This is a genomic window from uncultured Desulfosarcina sp. (genome assembly GCF_963664155.2).
Lineage (GTDB): Bacteria > Desulfobacterota > Desulfobacteria > Desulfobacterales > Desulfosarcinaceae > Desulfosarcina.
The window spans coordinates 2,378,661-2,398,545 of the sequence record NZ_CAXXXH010000001.1; the positions used below are offsets into that span (position 1 = coordinate 2,378,661).

A 19,885-nucleotide genomic window follows, 5' to 3' on the forward strand; every position below is an offset into this window, starting at 1 on the left:
GTCACTCCACCTCCACGAAACGGGCTTCCTCATGCCGCAGGCTGACGAAATATCCGTCCAACTCGACCTCCATGGGATCTTCCAGGGGCGCATTGCGAACCACCTTCAGGGTTAATCCCGGATAGACCCCCATGTCCATCAATCGTTGTCCCAACTTGTCACGCACAGACAACCGTTTGATGCGTCCCTCACAGCCCGGTTTCATTTGATCCAGTGTCATGGTCAAGCTCCTTTAGCGTTCCATAAAAAAAGGCGTAACCGGGTGTGATCGAAAACACCTCGCGCTACGCCTTCACTTCTTCCGCGCCGACGATGGCCGAAAGCCGTAAGACTTGTCTCTTCATGATAGAAGGTTCTATCTTGATGAGGATGCCTAAATTTCACATCGCCGGTTGGTTGTCAAGCCTTTTTTATCTTATCAAGGACAACCAGCGTTGTCCTCGACCGGATCATAATATTTCCACTTGCCGTCGATCAGGATCCTGGGCGCACGTCTGGTTTCATCACGACCGCATCGCATCAGCCGGTCCATGGTCATCATCCAGCCTTTGACAAGTCCATAGCGGGCCACGGCCTGTTGGCTGTACTGCGAACAGGAGGGATACATGGGACACTCACCCCGCCGGACCGCTTTTAGATGGTTCAGCGGGCCTACGTAGACCCGCATCAACTCTTCATAAAGGCCGCCATCCGGCAATTGGGCGGATCCTGCGCCAGCATTCGGTGAATGGGCACATGCAATCACGGCGGTCAAGTAGACCAGGAAAATCAACATCAATGGTCGCATCATGGATCCATCGTTTTACGGTAGGGCAACCTTTGCCGCCAAGATGGTGGGTAAAATCTAGCGCAATGCCGCCTTGAATTTCTCGGCCACGGTGCGTAGGTTGGCCGCCCAGTCCTCGGCCAGCGGATTGGCGGGCAGCACCTGGCCATGGATGGCCTCCGCAATTTGCTCGGCGCTCTTGGCGGAAAACTGCGGCTGCACGAAAATGACATTGATCTTGCTCGTTCGGGCACGTTCGACCAACCGCTGCAATTGAGCCGGTTTGGGGTTCTTGCCTTCGATCTCGATGGGCACCTGCTCGAGTCCGTAGGCATGGGCAAAGTAACCCCAGGCTGGATGGAAAACCATGAATTGAAGGCCCTTTCTTCCGGTGAAGGTCTGTTTCAATTGTGTGTCCAGTTCATCGATGGTCGATGCGAAGCGTTGGTAATTGGCCTCATAGACGCTCCCATGGGCCGGATCGATCGCCTGCAGGGCGGCCATGATCGTACGCGCCTGGATCTTCACCAGAGGCGGCGACAACCAGATGTGAGGATCGAGGCCGCCATGGGCGTGGCGGTGCGCTTCCCCGTGTTCCCCCTTTTCATGGTAGGCATCAACCATTTCGTGATGCCCGCCCTCCTCATGGTGATGATGGGCGGCCATGTGAAGCTTCTCGATGCCATGATCCGTGGGCACCACCTTCATGCCGGGATTGGCGGCCGAGACCTTGCTCAGCCAGGCGTTTTCAAACGGCACGCCGATGGAAAAATAGATCGCGGCCTTTGAAATCTCGGCCATCTGTTTGGGTTTGGGCTCGTAGGTGGCGGGGCTGGCACCAGGCTGGACCATGACTTGGATCGCCACGAGGTCTTTGCCAATTTGTTGCACGAAGAATTTCTGCGGAACGATGCTGACAAAAACCGGAATTCTCTCCGCCGCACCGCCGTGCCCAACAAAAACACAGGAAAACATAAATACAAACAGCATCCTAACCATTAATGGTATCATTTTATTCTCCTTGTTCAGTTTGGTTTACCGTATCATAATCCACTTTTGTGCAATTCGTTTGCATGTACTTTGACGGGTTCACAAAACATCGAAAACCACGTCGTTTAATCATTCCGGATAAATAAATAATCATATTATTCATAAGTGTTATAGTCTCCTCACCACGTCCGCTATGGCGATTCGCAGCCCATATTACGCGTTCATCAACGTTAAACCTTTCTAATCAAAAAGTTGTAATTTACTGGTATAATTTATCTATCTTGACGATCTCTTAAGAATGCAAATATATTGCATTAAGTTGGAATTTGCAAAATGTTCTCCCCAAAAAAGGATCGGCAATATGCAAAAACCCTCGACCAAACCGGTCTACGGCATCGGTATTGATACCGGTGGCACGTTTACCGACGCGGTGCTCGTCGATTTGCGAAGCCAGGCGGTGCTCGATGTGGCAATCGCCCGACCATTCACCACAATCTCGGCCAGGGAATCGTCGATGCGCTTGACGATATCCTTTCCCGTAAGAAAGCCGGGGGCATCAAAACAATCGCCTTTTCAACGACCCTGGCAACGAACGCCATTGCCTTGGGTTGCAGTTGCCAGGGTGAGATTGATTGTTGATCAGGCTCCGCTACGCTCCGCCTGATCAACGGCCGGGGTGACCGGTTCCCGGTCACCCCGGCCGTTATCGGTCCGTTGGACAACGTTTCATTTTTCTCGGACACAACTTCGCGGGGTCCCTTGAATTTGACCATCGTTCACCACCATCGTGGAAAGAAAAAGCCAACTCAAACGGAGCGCATCGACATCCTTCCCGCGCTGTTTCTTGTCACCGCCCTTTTTTTTCTACCGGCAGGATCGGATTCGGCAGCGTTGAACTCCCTGGCCATCGTTTTCATCAGCATCGTCCTCGAAGCGATCCCGTTCATGTTCCTCGGCGCCCTGATCGGCGGCCTCATCGAAGCCTTCGTGAGTCGGGAACGCCTGACTGCCATGCTGCCCCAAAAGGGGTGGCGGACGGTGTGCGTCGCGGCAGCCGCAGGCATCCTCTTTCCGGTGTGCGAGTGTGCCGTGGTGCCGGTGGTCCGGCGGTTGATCGGCAAAGGTCTCCCATTTTCGGCGGCCATCGGCTATCTTCTCGCAGGTCCCATCGTCAATCCCGTCGTGGCCGCCTCAACCGCCCTGGCCTATGCCTTTGACTGGCGGGTGGTGGCCCTGCGCCTGATCCTGGGATACGCCATCGCTGTAATCATCGGGTTGGCGATGGGACGGATCTTCGACGAGGCCACGGCGGTAGCCAACCATGCCATTCGGAGTGCAGACGCGCCCCTGCCGTGCGGCATCCATCAACACATTGCGCTCCCTCGAGGTGACCAACCTCCTGTTACGCAACCCGGAATCTTTGGGCGGATGGATTCAACCGCGATCGGGGTAAACGGATGCGTCTGTTCACAAGTGAGAGAGAAGGATGATTGGATGGGCAAGGTGGGATCGGCCTTTTGTCATGCGCAGGAGGATTTTTTGGCCGTGGGCCACTATCTGGTGATCGGGGCCTTTGTCGCGGCCCTGGCGCAGACGACCATCCAGCGGTCCGCCTTCCTGACGATCACCAGCGTGCCGCTTCTCGCAGTGGGGCTGATGATGGCGCTGGCCGTATTGCTCAACCTGTGTTCCGAAGCCGACGCCTTTATCGCCGCCTCCCTGCAGGGAATCATGCCTTTGTCGGCCCAAATGGCCTTCATGCTCACCGGCCCTATGTTCGATCTCAAGCTGCTGCTGAAGTATGGGGTCATTTTCCGCCCCCGGGCGATCACTATCCTGGCAACCCTCATCCTTCTGGTTGTCTTCGGCGTTTCAGCCGGCCTGGAATGGGTTGGTGGGGTACGCCCATGAACGCAGCGGATCGTTTCTTCCAGCGCTGGCTGAGCCCAATTCTGTTCGGTATCTGGTCTGCCTCCCTGCTCTATCTGATCGCCAGCCAACGATACACCGCGTTCCTGCGACCCGGATTCAGACTGCTACTGGTCCTGGCCCATTTCATCGCCATGGGATTCATGATTGCGGCCATGCCGGGAGAGCGTCCGTCAAGATTGGACTTTTCCGGTGTTCTGCGCGCAGTTGTACTGCTGGTACCGATTCTATTTCTGATGACCATGCCGGAGGCCACGCTGGGTAGCCGCGCGTTTAAAAACCGTTTTGTCGGAACAGCCGGCATAACCGCTGCGCTTCCCGGGCCGCCGGCCCCGCCCCCTCGAGGAATATATCGTTCGGACCGAGAGCTTACGGTCTTCAACCTATTTTTAAATCCGGAACGTTTCGAGGGCCAACGGGTGACATTCACGGGAATGATGCTGCATGATGAGCAGTTGGGGAAGTATTTCGGCGGCCGGGATACCGCCGTGTTTCGCTTTCTGATCAATTGCTGCGCCGCCGACGCCCTGCCCCTAGCCGTGGCCGTGGATTCCGACCGGGCCAGGAAAATGGCCAACGACCAGTGGGTTCGGGTGGAAGGGATCTTTCATCTTTGCCAAATCGAGGGCGATGCGGTGCCGGTGGTCGAAGATGCCGCCGTGCAGCCGGTTGACGCCCCTAAATTTCCCTATCTTTACTGATTTTTCATAATGGCGACAGGTACGACAGCAAATCGTAAGATAGATAAAGGACGATGCCGACCCGATCAGCTGTGCGGGTATGGTTCTTTTTCCGCGGTAGCCGCACATAACTGCTCCAATCGGAGCCGATCCGCGCGCATGGTTTCCAAACAACGATTTAGGTCCTCGGCAAGACCTGGGAAGGCATCTCCCCGCCGGAAAACCACCGGCTGTTCCGGAAAACATCCTTCGGCGGCAACCCGGAGAACTTTCCGGATCTTAATTACGGGCCCGGCAATGGAACGGGATCGCCACACTGTCCAGAAGAAGATTCCAACGGCGATGCAGCCCATGATCACGCAAAACTTGACCACATAAGACTGATTCCACACACTGGTGGCCAGATGATCGTTCAGAATATAGACGAAGGTCCAACTGACCACTACCGTGGTGGCCAACATGCTGAAGCCGGCAATCAACAGAATGTTGGCGGTAAAAGACAATTGGAAGTTCTTGTCGACGAGTTGGCTTCGAAAGCGGAAGCGCTTTTTCATGATCTTCGCCCTTTCTTTGGTGACTTCAACGCTGGCGGAGTCCATTAAATGTCCTCCTTTCAGGAACCGGTGGCTCGCAGGTCGTCGGCGGTGCCCACGAAACCGTCCGGGCCGTTGCTGGTCAAGTCAAATTTTTTGCGTTTAGGACCAACCTGATAGATTAGTCGGTTGCCCCAATGGTCCCGGCCGAGTTCATGCACCGGGCTTTCCTTGAATGTCCGCCGTAGCCAATCCGGGAAATCTGTAGTTTGCGGGTAGCAGCCTTTTTTCATGTACTCGTAGTCCAGCATATTGCTGATGCTGCGCAAATCTGCGACGGTGGCCAAATGCCGTGCCTGGGCCACGGTATCGTCGTAAAAGCGGACAACCTCGTCGACATTACCGGCGATGATGCCCACGGCCAGGCCGGCCACAAGCAGTCTTCTGATGATTTCAACCATCGGCATGCTTTCTTTTCAATGGCGGGTTCACACGTTGAAAGGGTCGGCGGGAGCCCTCGATTTCAAGCCTCGCATGCCGCTCGCTTTCGGCTGTGCTTTTGGCGTCGTAAAAAAAACAACAGTACGCCAGACACGAGGATACCCGCCGCGCTTGCCGGAAAAATATAGCGCTGATAGTAAAACCCCCATTTCTGGACGTAAGTATACATTTCAAGGGGCATGTCACTGCCTTGCGGCAGATAAGTCCACACACCGTCGTCGTTACGCCGGATGCGCATCGCATCGGGAAAGGTGGTCTTCTCCTTGTTGTCCAGCACGACGAAGCGGATTTCGGCCTCGTCCCCCTTCTGGTCCACGGCAATGAAATCCCTGACGTAAAAGCGATTCTTGCTCTTGGCGTAGCGCGTTTTGTAAAGCTCGCGATGGACGTAGGACTCGACGAAATAGGCGACATCGTCGATGACGATGGCTTCCTTGGCCAGCGGGATCCTCAACCGCCCCTTGGTGCTGTGGGCCGCCGCGGTCGCGGGGACGAGCATGGCGATCATTGCCGTCAGCAGCAGAACGGGAAACAACCGGCACGGAAAAATGGTTTTCATGTTGATGGGCCTCCCTCGAGAAATGGTTTCAGCTTTTCATCGTCGACTTCCAGCGAGAACTCCGCTTTCAGCCGATCATAGGTTTCCTCCCAGGCATCCCGGTAGCGGGCGTAGAGCAGATCGTTGCGCACATAGGCCTTGCGCTCCTCGTAGTCTTGGGGAACCGCTTCGGTTTTGCGCTCCAGCTTGAGCAGGTACCAGGCATCGCCGATTCGGGTCGGCGTGGAAACGGCGACCGGCGCAAGGGCGGCGACGGTCTCCCGCCAATCGGGCCGGAAACGGTTCAGGGGCCGCGTGCCGACGGCGCCGCCTTTTTCACGGGTGCTCGCATCGGTGGAATACTGTCGGGCGGCTGCCTCGAACGTGATCTCACCGTTTTCGATCCGCTTCAGGATCTCGTCCAGCAAGGCGCTATCATCGGCACGAATCACCTTCACGTCGTAGCGCGCAGGCGTCCGGTAGCTTTCGGGATGGGCATCGAAATAGGCCCGGATTTCATCTTCCGAGAAATCCGCCTTGTCGATTTCGGGAACGAGGTTATCCTGCATCACCTTGAGGAAGAGGTCGGCCATGAAATCGTGGATCTCGGCCCGGATACGTGGATCACGGTGAAGATTCTCCTTGAGCCCCTTGGCGATGATCATCTCCATGTTGACGGCATGTTCGAGGACGAAGGCCGGCGTCAGCATCTCCGGCTTGTCACGGAAACGGGAATTCTTTTTCAGCCTCGCCAGATGGGCCTCCAGATCCTCCACGGTAATGCTGCCATCGTCGAAGCGGGCAACGACATTCTCCCCGTGCTCCGCTTTTTGGCAGGCCGGCAGGCCAAGGCCCAGACCGGCGATGATTAGAACCATAACGGGAATTCTACTCAGCTTCATGTGTTCTTTTCCTTTGGATCATAGGTTGTCTTAATGCAACGTAATCGGGCCGCCTTCACGATACCGCCGAATACATCGCCAGCATCCCGGCCACCAGTCCCCAGGCCACGTACCCAACGATACCGCCCAGCACGACGACCAGCACCGGTTCAATCATGGCGCTCATGCGGGCGATCTTGTCCTGCAGGATTTTCTCGTGGAGCTCGCCCACGGTGACCATGGCCTGGTCCATCAACCCCGAATGCTCGCCGATCTTCACCATGGCCCTCACGATGGGCGTGAAGAACCGGTCACCCTCGAAAGCCATGGAGAGCGGCTCCCCGGCGATGACCAGGTCGTTCATCCGGCCGACTTGCAGGCGAACGGCCGCGTTGGTCATGGTTTCGCCCGTGGCGCGTAGGGCATCCACCAGGGTGATGCCGCTCTCCAGGAGCGAGGCCAGGGTTTTGGCGAACTGGACGATCACCCCGTAGCGTATGATCGGGCCGATCACCGGGACCCGGATCTTGTACCGGTCGATGATCAGGCGGCTGGCCGGAGCGGCGAAGAGGGCGGCTATTCCGCCGACCAACGCCACGATCCCCACCAAAATGGACCGGGCATTGTGGGTCAGGAAGGCGGACGCGTCCAGCAGGAACTGGGTGTTGGCCGGCAAGCGGCGTCCCCCCATCAGTGTTGCGAATTTGGGGATCACGAAGGTCACCAGAAAAATCACCACCACGGTGGCGACCACCACCACCACCGAAGGATAGATCATGCTGATGATCAGCCGGGCCTTCAGGGCGGCTTTGCTCTCCAGGTAATCGGAAATGCGCTCGAGCACCACATCAAGGATGCCGCCCAGTTCGCCGGCCTGGATCATGCTGGCGACCACCTGAGGAAACACCCGCGGGTGGTCGGCCATGGCCGCGCTCAGGGGCTCTCCGCCCTCGATCTTCAACCGGATCCGATCCAGCACCCGTTTGAGTTTGCGGTTCTCCGCCTGCTCGTAAAGAATGTCGATGGCCTCGGAAATGGTGACGTTGGAAGCGATCAGGGCCGAAAACATGCGAAAAAAAAGAACGATATCCTTGGTCCGCACCATGCCGAACATGCCGGCCAAAGTCCCGACTGCGCCGAGATGGGCGGCGCTGTCGGTCTCCTCGATCTCGGTGACCATCAGTCCCTGGCTGCGCAGGCGCTCGGCGGCCGCGTTGGCATCCGCCGCGGTCACCGTGCCCCGAACTTGCTCCGCGTTATCGTCGATGGCTTTGTAAAAGTATTTCGGCATTGTTGATTATTCCAAAGTCACCCGCATAATCTCCTCTGGCGTAGTCAGCTTCTGCCTGACCTTGTCGATGCCATCCTGCCGCAAGGTCCGAAACGCCCTGTTCTCCACCGCTGTCCGGCGCAGGACCTCAGTGGTCGCCGATTGCATGATCTGCGCCTTCATCCGCTCGTCCACTTCGAGCAGTTCGTAAAGGCCCAGCCGCCCGCGGTAGCCCAAATGGCAATCGTCACAGCCCGTCCCCTGCCGCACACTGAAGGCATCCCCGTCAATACCCAACATTTTCAGCTCGGCATCTGTGACGGTGCGCTCCCGTCCGCAGGCCGGGCAGACGGTCCGCACCAACCGTTGGGCCAGCACCGCCCTTACCGATGCGGCCACGAGAAACGGCTCGGCGCCCATGTCTATCATGCGGCCGAAGGCGCTGGGGGCGTCGTTGGTATGCAAGGTGGAAAGCACCAGGTGCCCGGTGATGGCGGCCCGCAGGGCGATCCGCAGGGTCTCCGTGTCACGGATCTCCCCCACCATGATGATGTCCGGGTCCTGGCGCAGGATGGCCCGCAGGGCGTCGGCGAAGGAGAGTTTCTCGCCCCGGTCCACCTGGGTCTGGTTCACCCCCCGCACGGTTAGTTCCACAGGATCCTCGATGGTGGTGATATTGGTAGTCTCGCTGCGCAGCATCTGCAAGGCGCCGTAAAGGGTGGTGGACTTACCCGAACCGGTGGGGCCGGTGACCAGCACGATGCCGTGGGGCGTTTTAAGCAGATACTTGAAGCGCTCCAGCATGGCCGCGTGCATGCCAAGTTCCTCCAGCCGGATCACCTCGTCATGGGGCGGCAGAAGGCGCATCACGGCCTTTTCCCCGTCCATCACCGGCAGGGTGCTGACCCGCACGTTGACGCCATCGATGGCCACATTCAGGGCCTGGGGCATGAAATAAAACGCGCCGTCCTGGGGCTTGCGACGCTCGGCGATATCCATGCCGGCCACCACCTTGATCCGTGACACCAGCCGGGCGCAAAGGTCGAAGGGCAGGGACTCGGTCTTGACCAGCATGCCGTCCACCCGGAAGCGCACCACCAGGGAATCCCTTTCCGGTTCCAGGTGCAGGTCCGAGGCCCCCTGGTTGATGGCCCGCAGCATGAGCTTTTCGAACAGTTCGATGACGAACCCGCTGTCCTCCACATCCACCCGACCGGTCAATTGAATGGAAGTATCGTAATCGCGGCTGAAAAACAGGTTCTGTATCTTCTTCAAACGACCCGGGGAGGTAAGCATCAGCCGCACCTGCCGTTTGGTCAACCGTGAAATGGTTTGCAGCATGGTTTTGGACAAGGGGCCGCCGCACGCCAGCAGCAGTTCGCCGTTTGGGCCCCAGCCCACGGGCAGCACATTGGCCTTGAGGGCCATCTTCATGGGAATGATTTGCGTGATGCCCTTTTCAATCGTCTCCACCGAAGCCTTGAACAGAGGCATGCCCAAAAATTCGCCCAGGTATTCGGTCAGTTGATCTTCGTCGATCAGGCCCTCGCGCACGGCGATGGTGCCGATCTTCTCGCGCACCATGCGCTGGGTGGACAGCAGACGGCTCAGCACCTCGCGGCGGATGGCGCCCTTTTCCACCAGAAACTCGCCGAAACGCTCCACCCGAATCATGCCCGCCACTCCATTTTACGGTTGCCGTTGCCCCCGCCGACCTGTTGGCTACCTCCCCGCCGAGCCGACAGGCGCTGGCGCAACAGGTTCTCGCTGCGGGCGGCACCCAAACCGGTTTCCAGGCCGATCTTGCCGTCGCCGATCAGCCGGATCAGGCTCTGCTCCATGGTCTGCATGCCCTGCTGAACCCCGGTTTCGATGGTCGAGTAGATCATGTCGTCCTTGGCCTGACGGATCAGGTTGGCGATGCCGGGCGTGGAAATCATGATTTCCACCGCCGGCACCCGGCCACTGCCGGCGGCATTGAGCAACAGGCGCTGGGAGACCACGGCCTTGAGCGTGGAGGAGAGCTGCTGCCGGATCTGGGTCTGCTCGCCGGCCGGGAAGGCGCCCACCAACCGGTTTACGGTGGAGACGCAGTCCCGCGAGTGCAGGGTGGAGAAAACCAGGTGGCCGGTCTCGGCGGCCATGATGGCCGTACGCATGGTTTCCAGGTCGCGCATCTCGCCCACCAGGATCACGTCCGGGTCGGCCCGCAGGGCATCGCGCAGGGCGTCGGCGAAGGAGGGCACGTCGGTGTGCAGTTCCCGCTGGTGGATGACGCTGCGCTGGTTTGGGTGGATATACTCGATGGGATCCTCAATGGTGATGATGTTGCGCCGGGCATGGTTATTGATATGGTCCAGCACGGTGGCCAGGGTGGTGGATTTACCGGACCCGGTGACCCCGGTGACCAGAATCAGGCCGTCGCGCAGATTGGCCAGGTCGGCAATGCTTTCGGGCAGGCCCAGGCTGGCGAAGGTGGGAATCCCCGCGTGCAGTAGGCGGGCCGCCACGCTGAGCGCCCCGCGCTGGTAAAAGGCCGCGATGCGGAAACGGCCCACGTCATTGGCGCTGATGGCGAAATCCACCGATTTTTTCTCCCGCAGAACCTCCCGGTGGCGGGGGGTGAGGATTTCGCCGAGCAATCTCTCGATCTCCTCCGGCGAAAAGGGATCGCAGGCCATGGGCACGAGATCCCCCTTGAGACGAAACACCGGCGGCATATTGGCCGTCAGGTGCAGGTCTGACGCGCCGCGCCGCACGGTCTCGCCAAACAGCGCGGACATGTCCCGGGGACGGGCCTCGGAGATCGGAGGGGGGGGGCACAGACTCATGGTTTCACCTTTTGGTCGTGTTCCAGAATATTCTCCCAACCCTTGGTGATCTGTTCGTGGGAACTCTTGCGTTGCATGAACTCTCGCGACGCCTCGCCGGCCATGGAGGGATGCATGATCACATGGGGCGTGAGCACGATCACCGTCTCGGTTTTCTTTTTGGTATTGGCGATTTCGCGGAAGAAAAACCCCAGGCCGGGAATGTCGCCCAAAATGGGCACCTTGTTTTCGCTGAGATCGAGGGTCTCCTTGATGATGCCGCCGATGGCGATGGACTCGCCGGAGCGAGCCGAGAGGATCGACTTGATCTCGCTGGTGCTCTTAGCGTCCAGGGGAAAATCGAGGACATCGCCTGTCACCTCGTTAACCACCTGGATCGTGCTGTAGTTGAGGATCGCACTGGATATCTCGGCCTCGAACTCCAGGGTCACGGTGCCGTCGGCATTGATGAAGGTGGTCATCTCCACGTCGGTGCCCAGCTCCTCGCGCACAATATCCACTTCGAAGGTAGTCATGGTTTTCCCCTGGTCGCCGACCGCCGTCGTCGTGGTGGAGACGTCGTCGCGCAGGGGCGTTTCCTCGCCCACGAAAAACTCAACCTTGCTGTTGTTGGCCGCCATGAGAAACGGCGTGGAGATGATTTCCGCCCGCCCCTGCTCCTCGAAAAAGGCGATACGCGCGGAAATTTTATCGTTACCGAAAAGATAATCCAGGGTGGTGCTGCCCGCAGCCTGCGTACCCATCAATCCAAGTGCATTTTTCGAATCGCCCCAGTCGAAGTCGAAGAAGCTTTCGAATCCGTCGCCGAGGGTCAGTTGAAGAATGCGGATTTCCAGCAGCACCTGGCTGGTGGGGGTGTCCAAGGCCTCGATGATGCGGCCCATCTCGTTGAGCAGGGATTCCTCCAGGCTGCGGGCCACGATGCAGTTGTTACGCTTGAACACCGTCAGAATGGCCAGCAGGGGTTTATCGGTCTTGGAATTGTTGGCCTTGCCACTACCGGCGGCAGTCGTCACCACAGGAACGCGCGGCGTCCTGGCCGCAGAAGTAGTCTTGGCGGTCTTTCCCTCGTTCAGTTCCGGAGCCTCGTAGTCGCCGTCGCCCACGTCGGCCTCTTGCTCGGGATCGATATGACCGTAGATCTCCTCATCCTCGATCGCTTCCAGGTGGACATCCCCGCCCATGGCCGCCTGGATCACCTTGGCCATGTCGGCGGCGTTGGTATAGCGGATATAAAAGGCCCGGGTCTGGTCGCTCTGGCGCACCTCTATATCCTGCACGTACTCCTGCCGGGTCATCAGGGTGACGATCCCACCGCCTTCCCGGTACCAGAGGTCGTTGAGACGGCAGATGGCGTCCAGGGCCCCGCGCAGGGTGATATCCTGCAGGTAGATGTCGATCAATTGATCAGCCACCGAGTTGGTGGCCACCACATTGGTCCCGCAGATTTCGCTGAGCAGTTCCGCGATGGTACGGACGGCCACATCACGAAGGACCAGGGACTGGACAATGGTATAAAGCCCCCTGGCCGTATTGACGACTTCCTTCCGGGCAAGCAGCTCCCGTGCCTCCTCGGCGCTTTTCACCGGAACCCCTTTGATAACCCGTACAATGGGTTTTTCCTCACCCGGAGCAGGCGGTGGCGTTGTTTCGGGGATGGGGGTTGGATTTTCTTTTGCCAGAATGTCGAAGGTGGGGCCCTGCATGGATTGGATCTTTTGTTCCACGTTTTTGGCCACATTGGCGCACCCCCCGCACAAAACGATCAGCAGCACACTCAATACGCGTTTGATGGATCGGCTCATCGAACAATCACCTCATAGGTCTGGACGGCATGTTGCCCGCCGGCGGAGGCCGGCGGCACGGTTTGGAAGCCAACGGTTTTCGCTTCAATGGTCGCGACGCGGAACACATGCGGCCGCCCCTGGCAATCCAGGGAGAGCTTGTCTCCCGGCTTCAGAACGGCCAGGCCGTCGATACCGGCAATGCTGACGATGATCCGCTTCGCTGCTTTCGTCCGCACGATCCCCTTCACAAAAAACTGGTGAATGGCCTGTTCGTAATTGAGCGGAATATCGGCCGAGGGCGTGTTCTCGAACGGGTCCCTGGCCGTTTCGGCATACCCCGCACCGCCGGCGGCGGACAGGCAAAGCCACACCGCAAGCATCATCGTCGCTGTTCGCATGGATCTCCTCATGGTTCAAATCATCAGGTTGAAGGTTATTTTCAGTCGCCGCCCGTCGAGCTTTTCCATCCGCAAGCCCTCGATCTTGACCACGTCGGGCATATCTTTCAGCGCTTGCATGAAATCCAAAAATTCGTAAAATGTACCCACCATATCGATGCGGAACAGGTTCCATGTGATCGGGTCCTCCTTGATCCGCCCGTCCGGCGCCAGGGCCTTGACGCGCAGCCCGTGGTCCGCCATCTTCTTGTTGATATCGCTGAGCAGCCGGGTCACCTCGCGTGCCGTGCCGGTGCGCAGTTGGTTGTTCTTCATCCGAAGCTTCAGTTCTTCAAGCTTTTCGCGATTGGCTTTCAGCTTGTATTTGACCGTGGCCTGGGGTGGAACCTCCTTGAGGTTGTTGACCTGGCCGATCACCTTGTTGAGGGCTTTGACGGTTTTCTTCAGCCGGGCCTCCTGGGGCTCGTACACCCGCTTGACGTAGAAAAAGGTGCAGACCACCAGAATCGCCGCGATGATGCCGAACTTTTCGAACCGGGAGAGTTTTCTCATGCCCCTTCACCACCGGCGTTGACCGTCAGATCGAAGGCCAACCCCTCCTTGCCGGATCCCGTCTCCAGCTTGTCGATCACGGCCGCCTCGCACCAGGGCGTTTCCTGGAGCTTGGTGGCGAAAGCTCCCACAGCCTCAAGGGCAAAAGCGCTGCCGGACACCTTGTAGACGGTCGGACCGCCCTGGCTGACGCTTTGCAGCACGATGCGCTCGGGCAGGGCCGCGGCCAGTCCCTGGAGGCAGGTGATCAGTTGGGTCAGATTCTGGTCCGCCTTGCCCCCGATGTACGCAAGTCGCTTTTTGGTCTCGTCGATCTCCTTTTGAAGGGCGTTGCTCTCGGCCAGAAGCTTTTCGTACTTTTCCACCTCGGTCTTGCGGTTCTTGGCCTCCTCGTTCAATGAAACGATACGCGCCTTGTAGCGCTTCTCCTGGAAACGCATGAACTGATAGTGGCCGGTCAGCAGCAGCACGAGGACCGCCGCCGTGGCCAGGGGGACGATATATACGCTGCGCTTCAGGCGGGGGATCAGGGGCACCTTGTCGTCGATGCCGGCCTGGCGCGCCTTGCGCCCCTTCAGCTCGCGGATGGCCGCGCCCACCGCGGTACCGAACACCGCATGGGCCGCTTCTTCGGGCGCATCAGCGACGCCGGCGGCCCTGGACAGGGTCAGGGGCCTGGCACCGCCAGGACAGAAGCCGGCGATGAACGCCACCACGGCGGCATCGGCGGCGCCCTGGCCGGAGATCACCAGAGGCTCGCCATCCGGCGCCTGACGGACCGTGAAGCGCAGGTTGTCCTCCAGCTCGTTGGAGACCTGCTCGCCAGCCAGGTGTGCGCTCAGGGAATCGAGGCTCAGGCTCAGGGTGCTGATCTGTTCGGGGGTGCCGCCCCGCAGGATGGCGAAGTTGGAGTAATCCGGCCCCACCTCGAGCAGGGCCCGGGGCGTTTCGATCTCGTCGAGCAAAAGGGCATAGTAGAACGTCTCTTCCGGCGGGTAGATGCGCACCAGTTGCAGCCCGGCCACCTTACAGCGCTCCCGGGCGGCCCGGTAGACATTGCGTTCGATGGCGGCCACGGTGATGGTCACCTGATCCGTGTCCACCTCGGGAACGATCTCCCCGGGCAGGGGCTCGACCTTGCGTTCGGGCTCCACGCCCACCAGGGCACTGGTGCCGCTGATGCCGGTATAGGGTTCCACCTCCCAGCGGACCGCTTCCAGGAGCTGGTAGTGCTTCATACCGGCCACCTTCCTACGGTCCATCAACAACTCGAAGGCCCGGGCCAGCGGGGTCACCAGCACGACAGGGCCGCCGGCGTATCCAAGGCGGTTGGCCAGGGCCTTGAGGGCCTCCACCGCAGGCAGGTCGTCCTGGGGGTCGGGACGTTTCATGGCGGCGAAATCCATCACCTCGAGGCGGCGGGCCTTCCTGTGCACCAGGGTCGCACGAATATCGTCGCCGGCCAGTTCCACGGCCAGTATTTTGCTGGTTAAGGATAGTTTCATCGTTATTGGTTTTACTGGCTCAATTGGTTTAATCAGTTTTATTGGTTGTCTATCTCGGTTTACGGTTCACAGTTTACTGATCACCGATAACCGTCCTCTGTCGTCTGCCGGCCATCGCCCATTGTCCATCCTCCATCCTCCCCCTACGGAAGCATTCTGAAGGTAGCAGTATCCACGGTTATCGCATCGTACTGCCCGCTGCCCGAGGAGGTGCCCACCGGATAGATGATCGTATGGTAGTTCTCGCCCCTGTCGATCTCGCCATCGTCGTCGGCGTCGTTCCACAACACCAGGTAGCGCGCGCCGGAAACGGCGGTTTGCGTGGTGGTGTCATCAAAATTGAAGGCCGGATCGCTGACGGTGCCGTCCCCCTGCTCCCAGTCATCGTAGGCGCCGTCACCATCGCCGTCGGTGAGGACCGTCGGAACCAGCAGGTCCACGTCGCTCACCGCCGTTTCATCGGCCCGGAAAAAGCGAGCCTTGGTGGTGCCGTGGGTGGCATCGCTCATATAGGCATTGACCACGGTAAATCCGAGCAGGCGGAAAAAACCGGGCCGCCAGTCGCTCTCGGCCACCACGATATGACAGTTGTCGGCATTGACCGCCGCAGTGGGATCGTAGGCGGTAACGTCAACGGTTTCGATGGGATTCTTGGGCTCGCTTTGATCCGTGTTGACACTGCCGAAAGCGAACATTCCGTCCTCGCCCCGCGAGAGAACCATCGTCAAGCCGTTGGCCGTATCGTAAAAGAAGAGGATTTCGCGGCCCCAGGCGTCGGTGAGCAGATTGTCCGCGCCTGCCTCTTCTGGAGCGCTCAAAAAAGCATGCCGCCAGCCGATCCCCCATTTGCAGGCCGCCAAGTCATCGCCGCTGTCGGCACTGTTAGGCGTGGCAGTCCACAGGCCCCGGGGTTGTCCCTTGGTGTAGGCGGTATCGGCATCATCGGCATTATCCCAGAAGTCATCCGTCGCATCATCCGGGGTGCCGTTGTCCTCCCAGCGGGACAGGGCCGACCAGGCGCAGAAGGCCCCGGTGTAGCCGCTGTTCAGGCCGCCGGGGCTATCCCCCACCAGTGCCCGGCGGATGCGCTCCAAAATGGCGTCGGTGGCCGCTTCCCGGCTTTGGGTCTCCTCCGCGAAGATCGCTTCCCAGTCGCGGGAGTAAAGCTTGAGCACGATGTTGTCCTGGTTTTCATCGGCATCCGGATCATAGGCCGTGGCCATGGTGTCGGTGGGGTCCACGCTCCATGAGTGGCCGCCGCAAGTCCCCTTGGCGGGATAGACACCGTCTTTGTCCGGGCCTTCGGAGATAATCCAGAAGACGGTGCTGCCTTCGTGGTCCGGGTCGGCGGTGATGAAAAAGCGCAAGGCCCGGTCCCAGCCGTCGGCCAGGCAACCGTCGTTCTGGAGAAGGCGGAAGGATTCCTTCTCGTCGGAAAGTTCGCCGGTGAAAAGATCGTAATCGCCGTCTTCCCAGGTCGGCAGCCATCTGTGGTTTACTTCGTCCCACACCGCTCTTGGCAGTGGTGCCAGATTTTCGTATTCGCCGTCATCAACAGCCCAATGGTCGGCATCGGCAAGCAGGCGGTCCGTGGGCGGCACCAGATACGGGCCTTTCCAGTTGGGACCGAGGTCGGCGCCGGGTTTCGTGTAAACGCCGATGTCGAAATTTAGTTCCTCGGGATAGCGGGTCCACAGGCCACGTGGCTGCCCCTCGTTTTCGGTTTCCAGACCGCCGATATGGTCGGCGTTGGTGGTGCTGTCGTCCATGAGCTTGCGATAGGGCGTGTTCCAGCGCCAACGCTTCTTGACAAAAGTGCCCGACGGCCTACGAAACACCAGGCCGTCATCCACAGCGTAGTTCGGCCCCTGGCCGTATCCAGTGCTCATGGATGAAGGATTTTCCCATCCGTTGGCAACCCCCGGTCTGATCTCGGCCCGCGCCTCCCACAGACCGGGCCAGGCCTGCATGTCGCCCACATACCCGCCGATAATGGGCCGGCCGTCGGCGTCGAAACGGTCGTCCGGCCCCAAAACGGCCCGCCGGATGACCGCCATGCGCTCCCTGGTGATGCGCGTCCGCTCGGCGTTATCCAGAAGGCCCATTGCCGGCACGGCCATGGCGGCGATCATCCCCAGTATGAAGAGCACGATTAGTACTTCCAGTAGGGTGAATCCGGATTGATTTTTTTGGTTTGATTGGTTCAATTTGTTTTATTGGTTTCGTTTTGATCGTCTGTCGTCCGTTTTCCCTCGTCCGTCATCCCTTCACCCTTCACTGATCACCGACCACCAACCTTATCAAAAGGATCAGCCCTCACAGCCGCCCCACAAAACTGGCACCGGACCTGGAAAGGGTGCACCATTTTGCCGCATTGGACGCAGGCACGGGGCTTCATATCGGGTTGGTATTTGGCGTCCAGCCGGCCGTCCCGGAGATCGATAGCATTGACGCGGGCTTTCAGGTCCGCTTCGGTGGGCGAGGTGTTTTCGCTCAAAAGCTCCCACGTGGCCCTGAGGACCAGGGTCAACCGCTCCACCGATTCGGCCGAGGCGGCGGCCCTGCGTCCGGCCCAGTCGGCTTTTTGGCGGGCGCTGGAGACCTCGATTTGCGTGGAAGCGATTTTTAAGTTCTGGCTCAGGTCCCATAGAGAGCTCAAGGCTTGTTCTCCTTGTTTTCGTTTTGATCGTTGGGATCGTTATATTGGTTTAATTGGTTCACGGTTCCGGACAGGTCGAGGCATTGAGTACCAGACCGTTCTTGATCAGGGACGTTTCCGGTCCCAATCCAAACAGAATGCGGAATAACTCATCTGGGTGCCTGCGGTCTGACTCGGCCGTATCCACTTCAGCACTTACGATGGTTCCGTCGTTGTCAGCATCGCCGCCACCGGTCATGAGCACCGCCACGCCGGCTGCGACTTTATCCATAAAGGGAGAACCCGTGGCCACATTGCGATCATTGGGCGAGTTGTAATTATAAATATTTACAACGCCCAGGCTGCGCAGTTCGGCGGCTTCGGATTCATTCAGGTAATGAAGGAACAACCGGTAGCGGTGATCCATGTCATAGCCCAGCACCTCGGGTTCGTTGTCCGGGTTCCGGTCTGAGACCATGGGCTTGTGATACGTCCCGGCAGAGCTGTCCACGCTGACGATATTGATCATGCCTGAGGGATACTTACCGTTACGCTGCAAATCGGCGGTGATGTAATTGATGAGATCCGTCATATTCTGTTGGGTCATCGTGGCCAGACTCTCCCTGGTGATGCCGCCGAAACGTGTGGACGCCATGGCCATGACAAAACCAAGGATGGTGAGTACCACCAGGACTTCGAGCAGGGTGAAACCTGACCTGTTTCGGAATAATCGTTTTGTTTTCGTTGTCATGGCGGCCTGTCTGCGGTGTGGATAGGGGTGTTTTGTTTTTTTGTCCGGCTCAGGAGAATGCTCTCCAAAGCGAGAACACGCAACTCAAACGGACTGAAGAGAGAGGAGGGCGCCGCAGCGCCCTCCAATGTTGCCGAATATCAGCAGAGCTGATTACGGAGCAGCAATACTACCATCTGCATTCAGGTCGATGGCCCAATATTCGCCGTCATCTTCAGGATACATGTGACCTTCCGGGCACTGAGTGGCGTACTGCCAGGATTCCATGGCATCCAGGGTGAAGGCGCGTGAGCGGTAATTGCTGTCATTATCTGCAATAACGTAAGCTGCTGCCTCGCTCCAGGACTCGTCGTAGGAAAGAGCGGCCAACTGAACACCATCCGTGTTTGCATCGCTGTCCATACCGGTAACCGTAGCGTCATACCGGTCAACAGTTGCGGAGAGACGCGGAAGAACCAGATTGTAATCATTGTAGGTAGCGTTGTCGGCGTTCTGGATGCCGCCGGGGCAATGCGCAGCATTGCCGATAACACCAGAGGTGATCAGGCCGCACTCGGGTCCCAAGCCAAGCACGATACGACCGAAGAAATCCGGTTCACCAAAGCCACCTGTTTCAGCTGTACTGGTCAAAACAAAAGCACCAGTAGCAGCATCGGCGCCTACACCAGTCATGGCCACGGCAATTCTATAATCATAGGCGTTATCATGATTGGCATCCACTGCCAGCTTGACTTCTTCCATGGAAGGGGATTGCCCCGTGGGAACCGCATAATCAACATCGCCGGACTGAGTGTAACCCGTCTTAATTGCATCGCCGGCTTCATTGAGCGCTTCATAAGCATTGAGGTTGAGCAGGGTTGAAAGGCCCATATCCTTCAGTTCTTTTTGCTCAAAATCGTTAAGGTAATGGATCTGGAAGTGGTTGCGCTCATAAAACTCGGAGGCGATTGTTTCCGGCCCATTTTCGGGGTCATCATCTGACACGGCGGGAAACTGGTAGGTTGCCGCATCTCCCAGAGCTGCACCATCGGTCCGGTCAACCAGGTTGGTCAGTCTATCCGGGAAATTGTTGGTCTGCTCGAAGTAAGAGGCCATATAGGTGACCATGCGGTTCTGGTTGGTGTCGCATACCGTATCAACGGCGCTGCCGGAGATACCGGCCAGGCGAGGTGCGACCATGGCAATCAAGAAGCCCATGATGGTGAGTACGACGAGGATTTCAAGAAGGGTGAAACCTTTGTTGCTGTTCAGCATTCTTTTGGTCTTTTGCATGATAAAAGTTCTCCGTTCGAAGGAAGGTTGTATTCCGTGTCCGCAACCCCGCCGCAGGGTCTG

Annotated in this window: 21 protein-coding genes; 3 read left to right on the forward strand and 18 right to left on the reverse strand. The window is 58.6% G+C overall.

Features of this window, described 5'->3' with window-relative positions:
• Position 1 precedes the first annotated feature (1 nt).
• The 3 genes from ACHZBS_RS10900 to ACHZBS_RS10910 all read right to left on the reverse strand — a co-directional run bounded on the left by ACHZBS_RS10900 (position 2) and on the right by ACHZBS_RS10910 (position 1,777).
• On the reverse strand, positions 2 to 220 hold the full coding sequence (locus ACHZBS_RS10900; RefSeq protein WP_319406532.1) for a FeoA family protein: 219 nt from the start codon (positions 218 to 220) through the stop codon (positions 2 to 4).
• A gap of 198 nt (positions 221 to 418) precedes the next feature.
• Positions 419 to 790 carry a membrane protein insertion efficiency factor YidD gene (yidD, locus tag ACHZBS_RS10905; RefSeq protein WP_319406533.1) on the reverse strand — a complete coding sequence of 124 codons (372 nt, stop codon included), beginning with the start codon at positions 788 to 790 and terminating at the stop codon, positions 419 to 421.
• Between the two features lie 54 nt (positions 791 to 844).
• The gene (locus ACHZBS_RS10910; RefSeq protein ID WP_319406534.1) at positions 845 to 1,777 is read right to left on the reverse strand and encodes a metal ABC transporter solute-binding protein, Zn/Mn family; all 933 of its coding nucleotides are present in this window, start codon (positions 1,775 to 1,777) and stop codon (positions 845 to 847) included.
• A 340-nt stretch (positions 1,778 to 2,117) separates the two neighbouring features.
• On the opposite strand from ACHZBS_RS10910, the gene ACHZBS_RS10915 reads away from it, so the two are divergent.
• The 3 genes from ACHZBS_RS10915 to ACHZBS_RS10925 all read left to right on the forward strand — a co-directional run bounded on the left by ACHZBS_RS10915 (position 2,118) and on the right by ACHZBS_RS10925 (position 4,386).
• Complete coding sequence (locus ACHZBS_RS10915; RefSeq protein WP_319406535.1) at positions 2,118 to 2,420, forward strand: hypothetical protein; 303 nt, start codon at positions 2,118 to 2,120, stop codon at positions 2,418 to 2,420.
• A 95-nt stretch (positions 2,421 to 2,515) separates the two neighbouring features.
• Complete coding sequence (locus tag ACHZBS_RS10920) at positions 2,516 to 3,667, forward strand: permease (protein WP_319406536.1); 1,152 nt, start codon at positions 2,516 to 2,518, stop codon at positions 3,665 to 3,667.
• Positions 3,664 to 4,386: a TIGR03943 family putative permease subunit gene (locus ACHZBS_RS10925; RefSeq protein ID WP_319406537.1), complete on the forward strand. Its 723-nt coding sequence runs from the start codon at positions 3,664 to 3,666 to the stop codon at positions 4,384 to 4,386. The genes ACHZBS_RS10920 and ACHZBS_RS10925 overlap by 4 nt, the downstream gene beginning before the upstream one ends.
• A 65-nt stretch (positions 4,387 to 4,451) precedes the next feature.
• Here ACHZBS_RS10925 and ACHZBS_RS10930 read toward each other — a convergent pair whose 3' ends face one another.
• From ACHZBS_RS10930 to ACHZBS_RS11000, 15 genes are all read right to left on the reverse strand, one after another.
• Positions 4,452 to 4,964 (reverse strand): hypothetical protein, encoded by a 513-nt coding sequence (locus ACHZBS_RS10930; protein WP_319406538.1) that lies wholly within the window; start codon positions 4,962 to 4,964, stop codon positions 4,452 to 4,454.
• Positions 4,965 to 4,978: 14 nt separating this feature from the next.
• On the reverse strand, positions 4,979 to 5,359 hold the full coding sequence (locus ACHZBS_RS10935) for a type II secretion system protein GspG (RefSeq protein WP_319406539.1): 381 nt from the start codon (positions 5,357 to 5,359) through the stop codon (positions 4,979 to 4,981).
• Positions 5,360 to 5,421: 62 nt separating this feature from the next.
• Entirely contained in the window at positions 5,422 to 5,958 is a 537-nt protein-coding gene (locus tag ACHZBS_RS10940; protein ID WP_319406540.1) for a hypothetical protein, read from the reverse strand.
• Complete coding sequence (locus tag ACHZBS_RS10945) at positions 5,955 to 6,839, reverse strand: peptidylprolyl isomerase (protein ID WP_319406541.1); 885 nt, start codon at positions 6,837 to 6,839, stop codon at positions 5,955 to 5,957. Before ACHZBS_RS10945 ends, ACHZBS_RS10940 begins: the two co-directional genes overlap by 4 nt.
• Before the next feature lie 55 nt (positions 6,840 to 6,894).
• Positions 6,895 to 8,109: a type II secretion system F family protein gene (locus ACHZBS_RS10950; protein ID WP_319406542.1), complete on the reverse strand. Its 1,215-nt coding sequence runs from the start codon at positions 8,107 to 8,109 to the stop codon at positions 6,895 to 6,897.
• A 6-nt stretch (positions 8,110 to 8,115) separates the two neighbouring features.
• Positions 8,116 to 9,762, reverse strand: a complete 1,647-nt coding sequence (locus tag ACHZBS_RS10955) for an ATPase, T2SS/T4P/T4SS family (protein WP_319406543.1) — start codon at positions 9,760 to 9,762, stop codon at positions 8,116 to 8,118.
• Positions 9,759 to 10,919 carry a type IV pilus twitching motility protein PilT gene (locus tag ACHZBS_RS10960; protein ID WP_319406544.1) on the reverse strand — a complete coding sequence of 387 codons (1,161 nt, stop codon included), beginning with the start codon at positions 10,917 to 10,919 and terminating at the stop codon, positions 9,759 to 9,761. The genes ACHZBS_RS10955 and ACHZBS_RS10960 overlap by 4 nt, the downstream gene beginning before the upstream one ends.
• Complete coding sequence (locus ACHZBS_RS10965) at positions 10,916 to 12,724, reverse strand: hypothetical protein (protein ID WP_319406545.1); 1,809 nt, start codon at positions 12,722 to 12,724, stop codon at positions 10,916 to 10,918. The genes ACHZBS_RS10960 and ACHZBS_RS10965 overlap by 4 nt, the downstream gene beginning before the upstream one ends.
• Positions 12,721 to 13,104: a hypothetical protein gene (locus ACHZBS_RS10970; RefSeq protein WP_319406546.1), complete on the reverse strand. Its 384-nt coding sequence runs from the start codon at positions 13,102 to 13,104 to the stop codon at positions 12,721 to 12,723. The genes ACHZBS_RS10965 and ACHZBS_RS10970 overlap by 4 nt, the downstream gene beginning before the upstream one ends.
• Before the next feature lie 15 nt (positions 13,105 to 13,119).
• The gene (pilO, locus tag ACHZBS_RS10975; RefSeq protein ID WP_319406547.1) at positions 13,120 to 13,656 is read right to left on the reverse strand and encodes a type 4a pilus biogenesis protein PilO; all 537 of its coding nucleotides are present in this window, start codon (positions 13,654 to 13,656) and stop codon (positions 13,120 to 13,122) included.
• Entirely contained in the window at positions 13,653 to 15,161 is a 1,509-nt protein-coding gene (locus ACHZBS_RS10980) for a PilN domain-containing protein (protein ID WP_319406548.1), read from the reverse strand. The genes pilO and ACHZBS_RS10980 overlap by 4 nt, the downstream gene beginning before the upstream one ends.
• A 143-nt stretch (positions 15,162 to 15,304) precedes the next feature.
• Positions 15,305 to 17,368 carry a prepilin-type N-terminal cleavage/methylation domain-containing protein gene (locus ACHZBS_RS10985; protein ID WP_319406549.1) on the reverse strand — a complete coding sequence of 688 codons (2,064 nt, stop codon included), beginning with the start codon at positions 17,366 to 17,368 and terminating at the stop codon, positions 15,305 to 15,307.
• 74 nt (positions 17,369 to 17,442) lie between these two features.
• Positions 17,443 to 17,820, reverse strand: coding sequence for a hypothetical protein (locus ACHZBS_RS10990; RefSeq protein ID WP_319406550.1), 378 nt, complete (start codon positions 17,818 to 17,820; stop codon positions 17,443 to 17,445).
• A 58-nt stretch (positions 17,821 to 17,878) separates the two neighbouring features.
• Positions 17,879 to 18,550 carry a type II secretion system protein gene (locus ACHZBS_RS10995; RefSeq protein WP_319406551.1) on the reverse strand — a complete coding sequence of 224 codons (672 nt, stop codon included), beginning with the start codon at positions 18,548 to 18,550 and terminating at the stop codon, positions 17,879 to 17,881.
• 153 nt (positions 18,551 to 18,703) lie between these two features.
• A complete protein-coding gene (locus tag ACHZBS_RS11000; protein WP_319406552.1) occupies positions 18,704 to 19,822 on the reverse strand; it encodes a type II secretion system protein in 1,119 nt (372 codons plus the stop codon).
• Positions 19,823 to 19,885: the final 63 nt, after the last annotated feature.

What these genes read in the sequence shown, in the direction of transcription:
- ACHZBS_RS10965 (WP_319406545.1), bottom strand. Translation starts at nt 12,724, where the DNA reads ATGAGCCGATCCATCAAACGCGTATTGAGTGTGCTGCTGATCGTTTTG.
- ACHZBS_RS10960 (WP_319406544.1), bottom strand. Translation starts at nt 10,919, where the DNA reads ATGAGTCTGTGCCCCCCCCCTCCGATCTCCGAGGCCCGTCCCCGGGAC.
- ACHZBS_RS10980 (WP_319406548.1), bottom strand. Translation starts at nt 15,161, where the DNA reads ATGAAACTATCCTTAACCAGCAAAATACTGGCCGTGGAACTGGCCGGC.
- ACHZBS_RS10940 (WP_319406540.1), bottom strand. Translation starts at nt 5,958, where the DNA reads ATGAAAACCATTTTTCCGTGCCGGTTGTTTCCCGTTCTGCTGCTGACG.
- ACHZBS_RS10955 (WP_319406543.1), bottom strand. Translation starts at nt 9,762, where the DNA reads ATGATTCGGGTGGAGCGTTTCGGCGAGTTTCTGGTGGAAAAGGGCGCC.
- ACHZBS_RS11000 (WP_319406552.1), bottom strand. Translation starts at nt 19,822, where the DNA reads ATGCAAAAGACCAAAAGAATGCTGAACAGCAACAAAGGTTTCACCCTT.
- ACHZBS_RS10915 (WP_319406535.1), top strand. Translation starts at nt 2,118, where the DNA reads ATGCAAAAACCCTCGACCAAACCGGTCTACGGCATCGGTATTGATACC.
- ACHZBS_RS10945 (WP_319406541.1), bottom strand. Translation starts at nt 6,839, where the DNA reads ATGAAGCTGAGTAGAATTCCCGTTATGGTTCTAATCATCGCCGGTCTG.
- ACHZBS_RS10970 (WP_319406546.1), bottom strand. Translation starts at nt 13,104, where the DNA reads ATGCGAACAGCGACGATGATGCTTGCGGTGTGGCTTTGCCTGTCCGCC.
- pilO (WP_319406547.1), bottom strand. Translation starts at nt 13,656, where the DNA reads ATGAGAAAACTCTCCCGGTTCGAAAAGTTCGGCATCATCGCGGCGATT.
- ACHZBS_RS10910 (WP_319406534.1), bottom strand. Translation starts at nt 1,777, where the DNA reads ATGATACCATTAATGGTTAGGATGCTGTTTGTATTTATGTTTTCCTGT.
- ACHZBS_RS10950 (WP_319406542.1), bottom strand. Translation starts at nt 8,109, where the DNA reads ATGCCGAAATACTTTTACAAAGCCATCGACGATAACGCGGAGCAAGTT.
- yidD (WP_319406533.1), bottom strand. Translation starts at nt 790, where the DNA reads ATGATGCGACCATTGATGTTGATTTTCCTGGTCTACTTGACCGCCGTG.
- ACHZBS_RS10935 (WP_319406539.1), bottom strand. Translation starts at nt 5,359, where the DNA reads ATGGTTGAAATCATCAGAAGACTGCTTGTGGCCGGCCTGGCCGTGGGC.
- ACHZBS_RS10900 (WP_319406532.1), bottom strand. Translation starts at nt 220, where the DNA reads ATGACACTGGATCAAATGAAACCGGGCTGTGAGGGACGCATCAAACGG.
- ACHZBS_RS10995 (WP_319406551.1), bottom strand. Translation starts at nt 18,550, where the DNA reads ATGACAACGAAAACAAAACGATTATTCCGAAACAGGTCAGGTTTCACC.
- ACHZBS_RS10930 (WP_319406538.1), bottom strand. Translation starts at nt 4,964, where the DNA reads ATGGACTCCGCCAGCGTTGAAGTCACCAAAGAAAGGGCGAAGATCATG.
- ACHZBS_RS10925 (WP_319406537.1), top strand. Translation starts at nt 3,664, where the DNA reads ATGAACGCAGCGGATCGTTTCTTCCAGCGCTGGCTGAGCCCAATTCTG.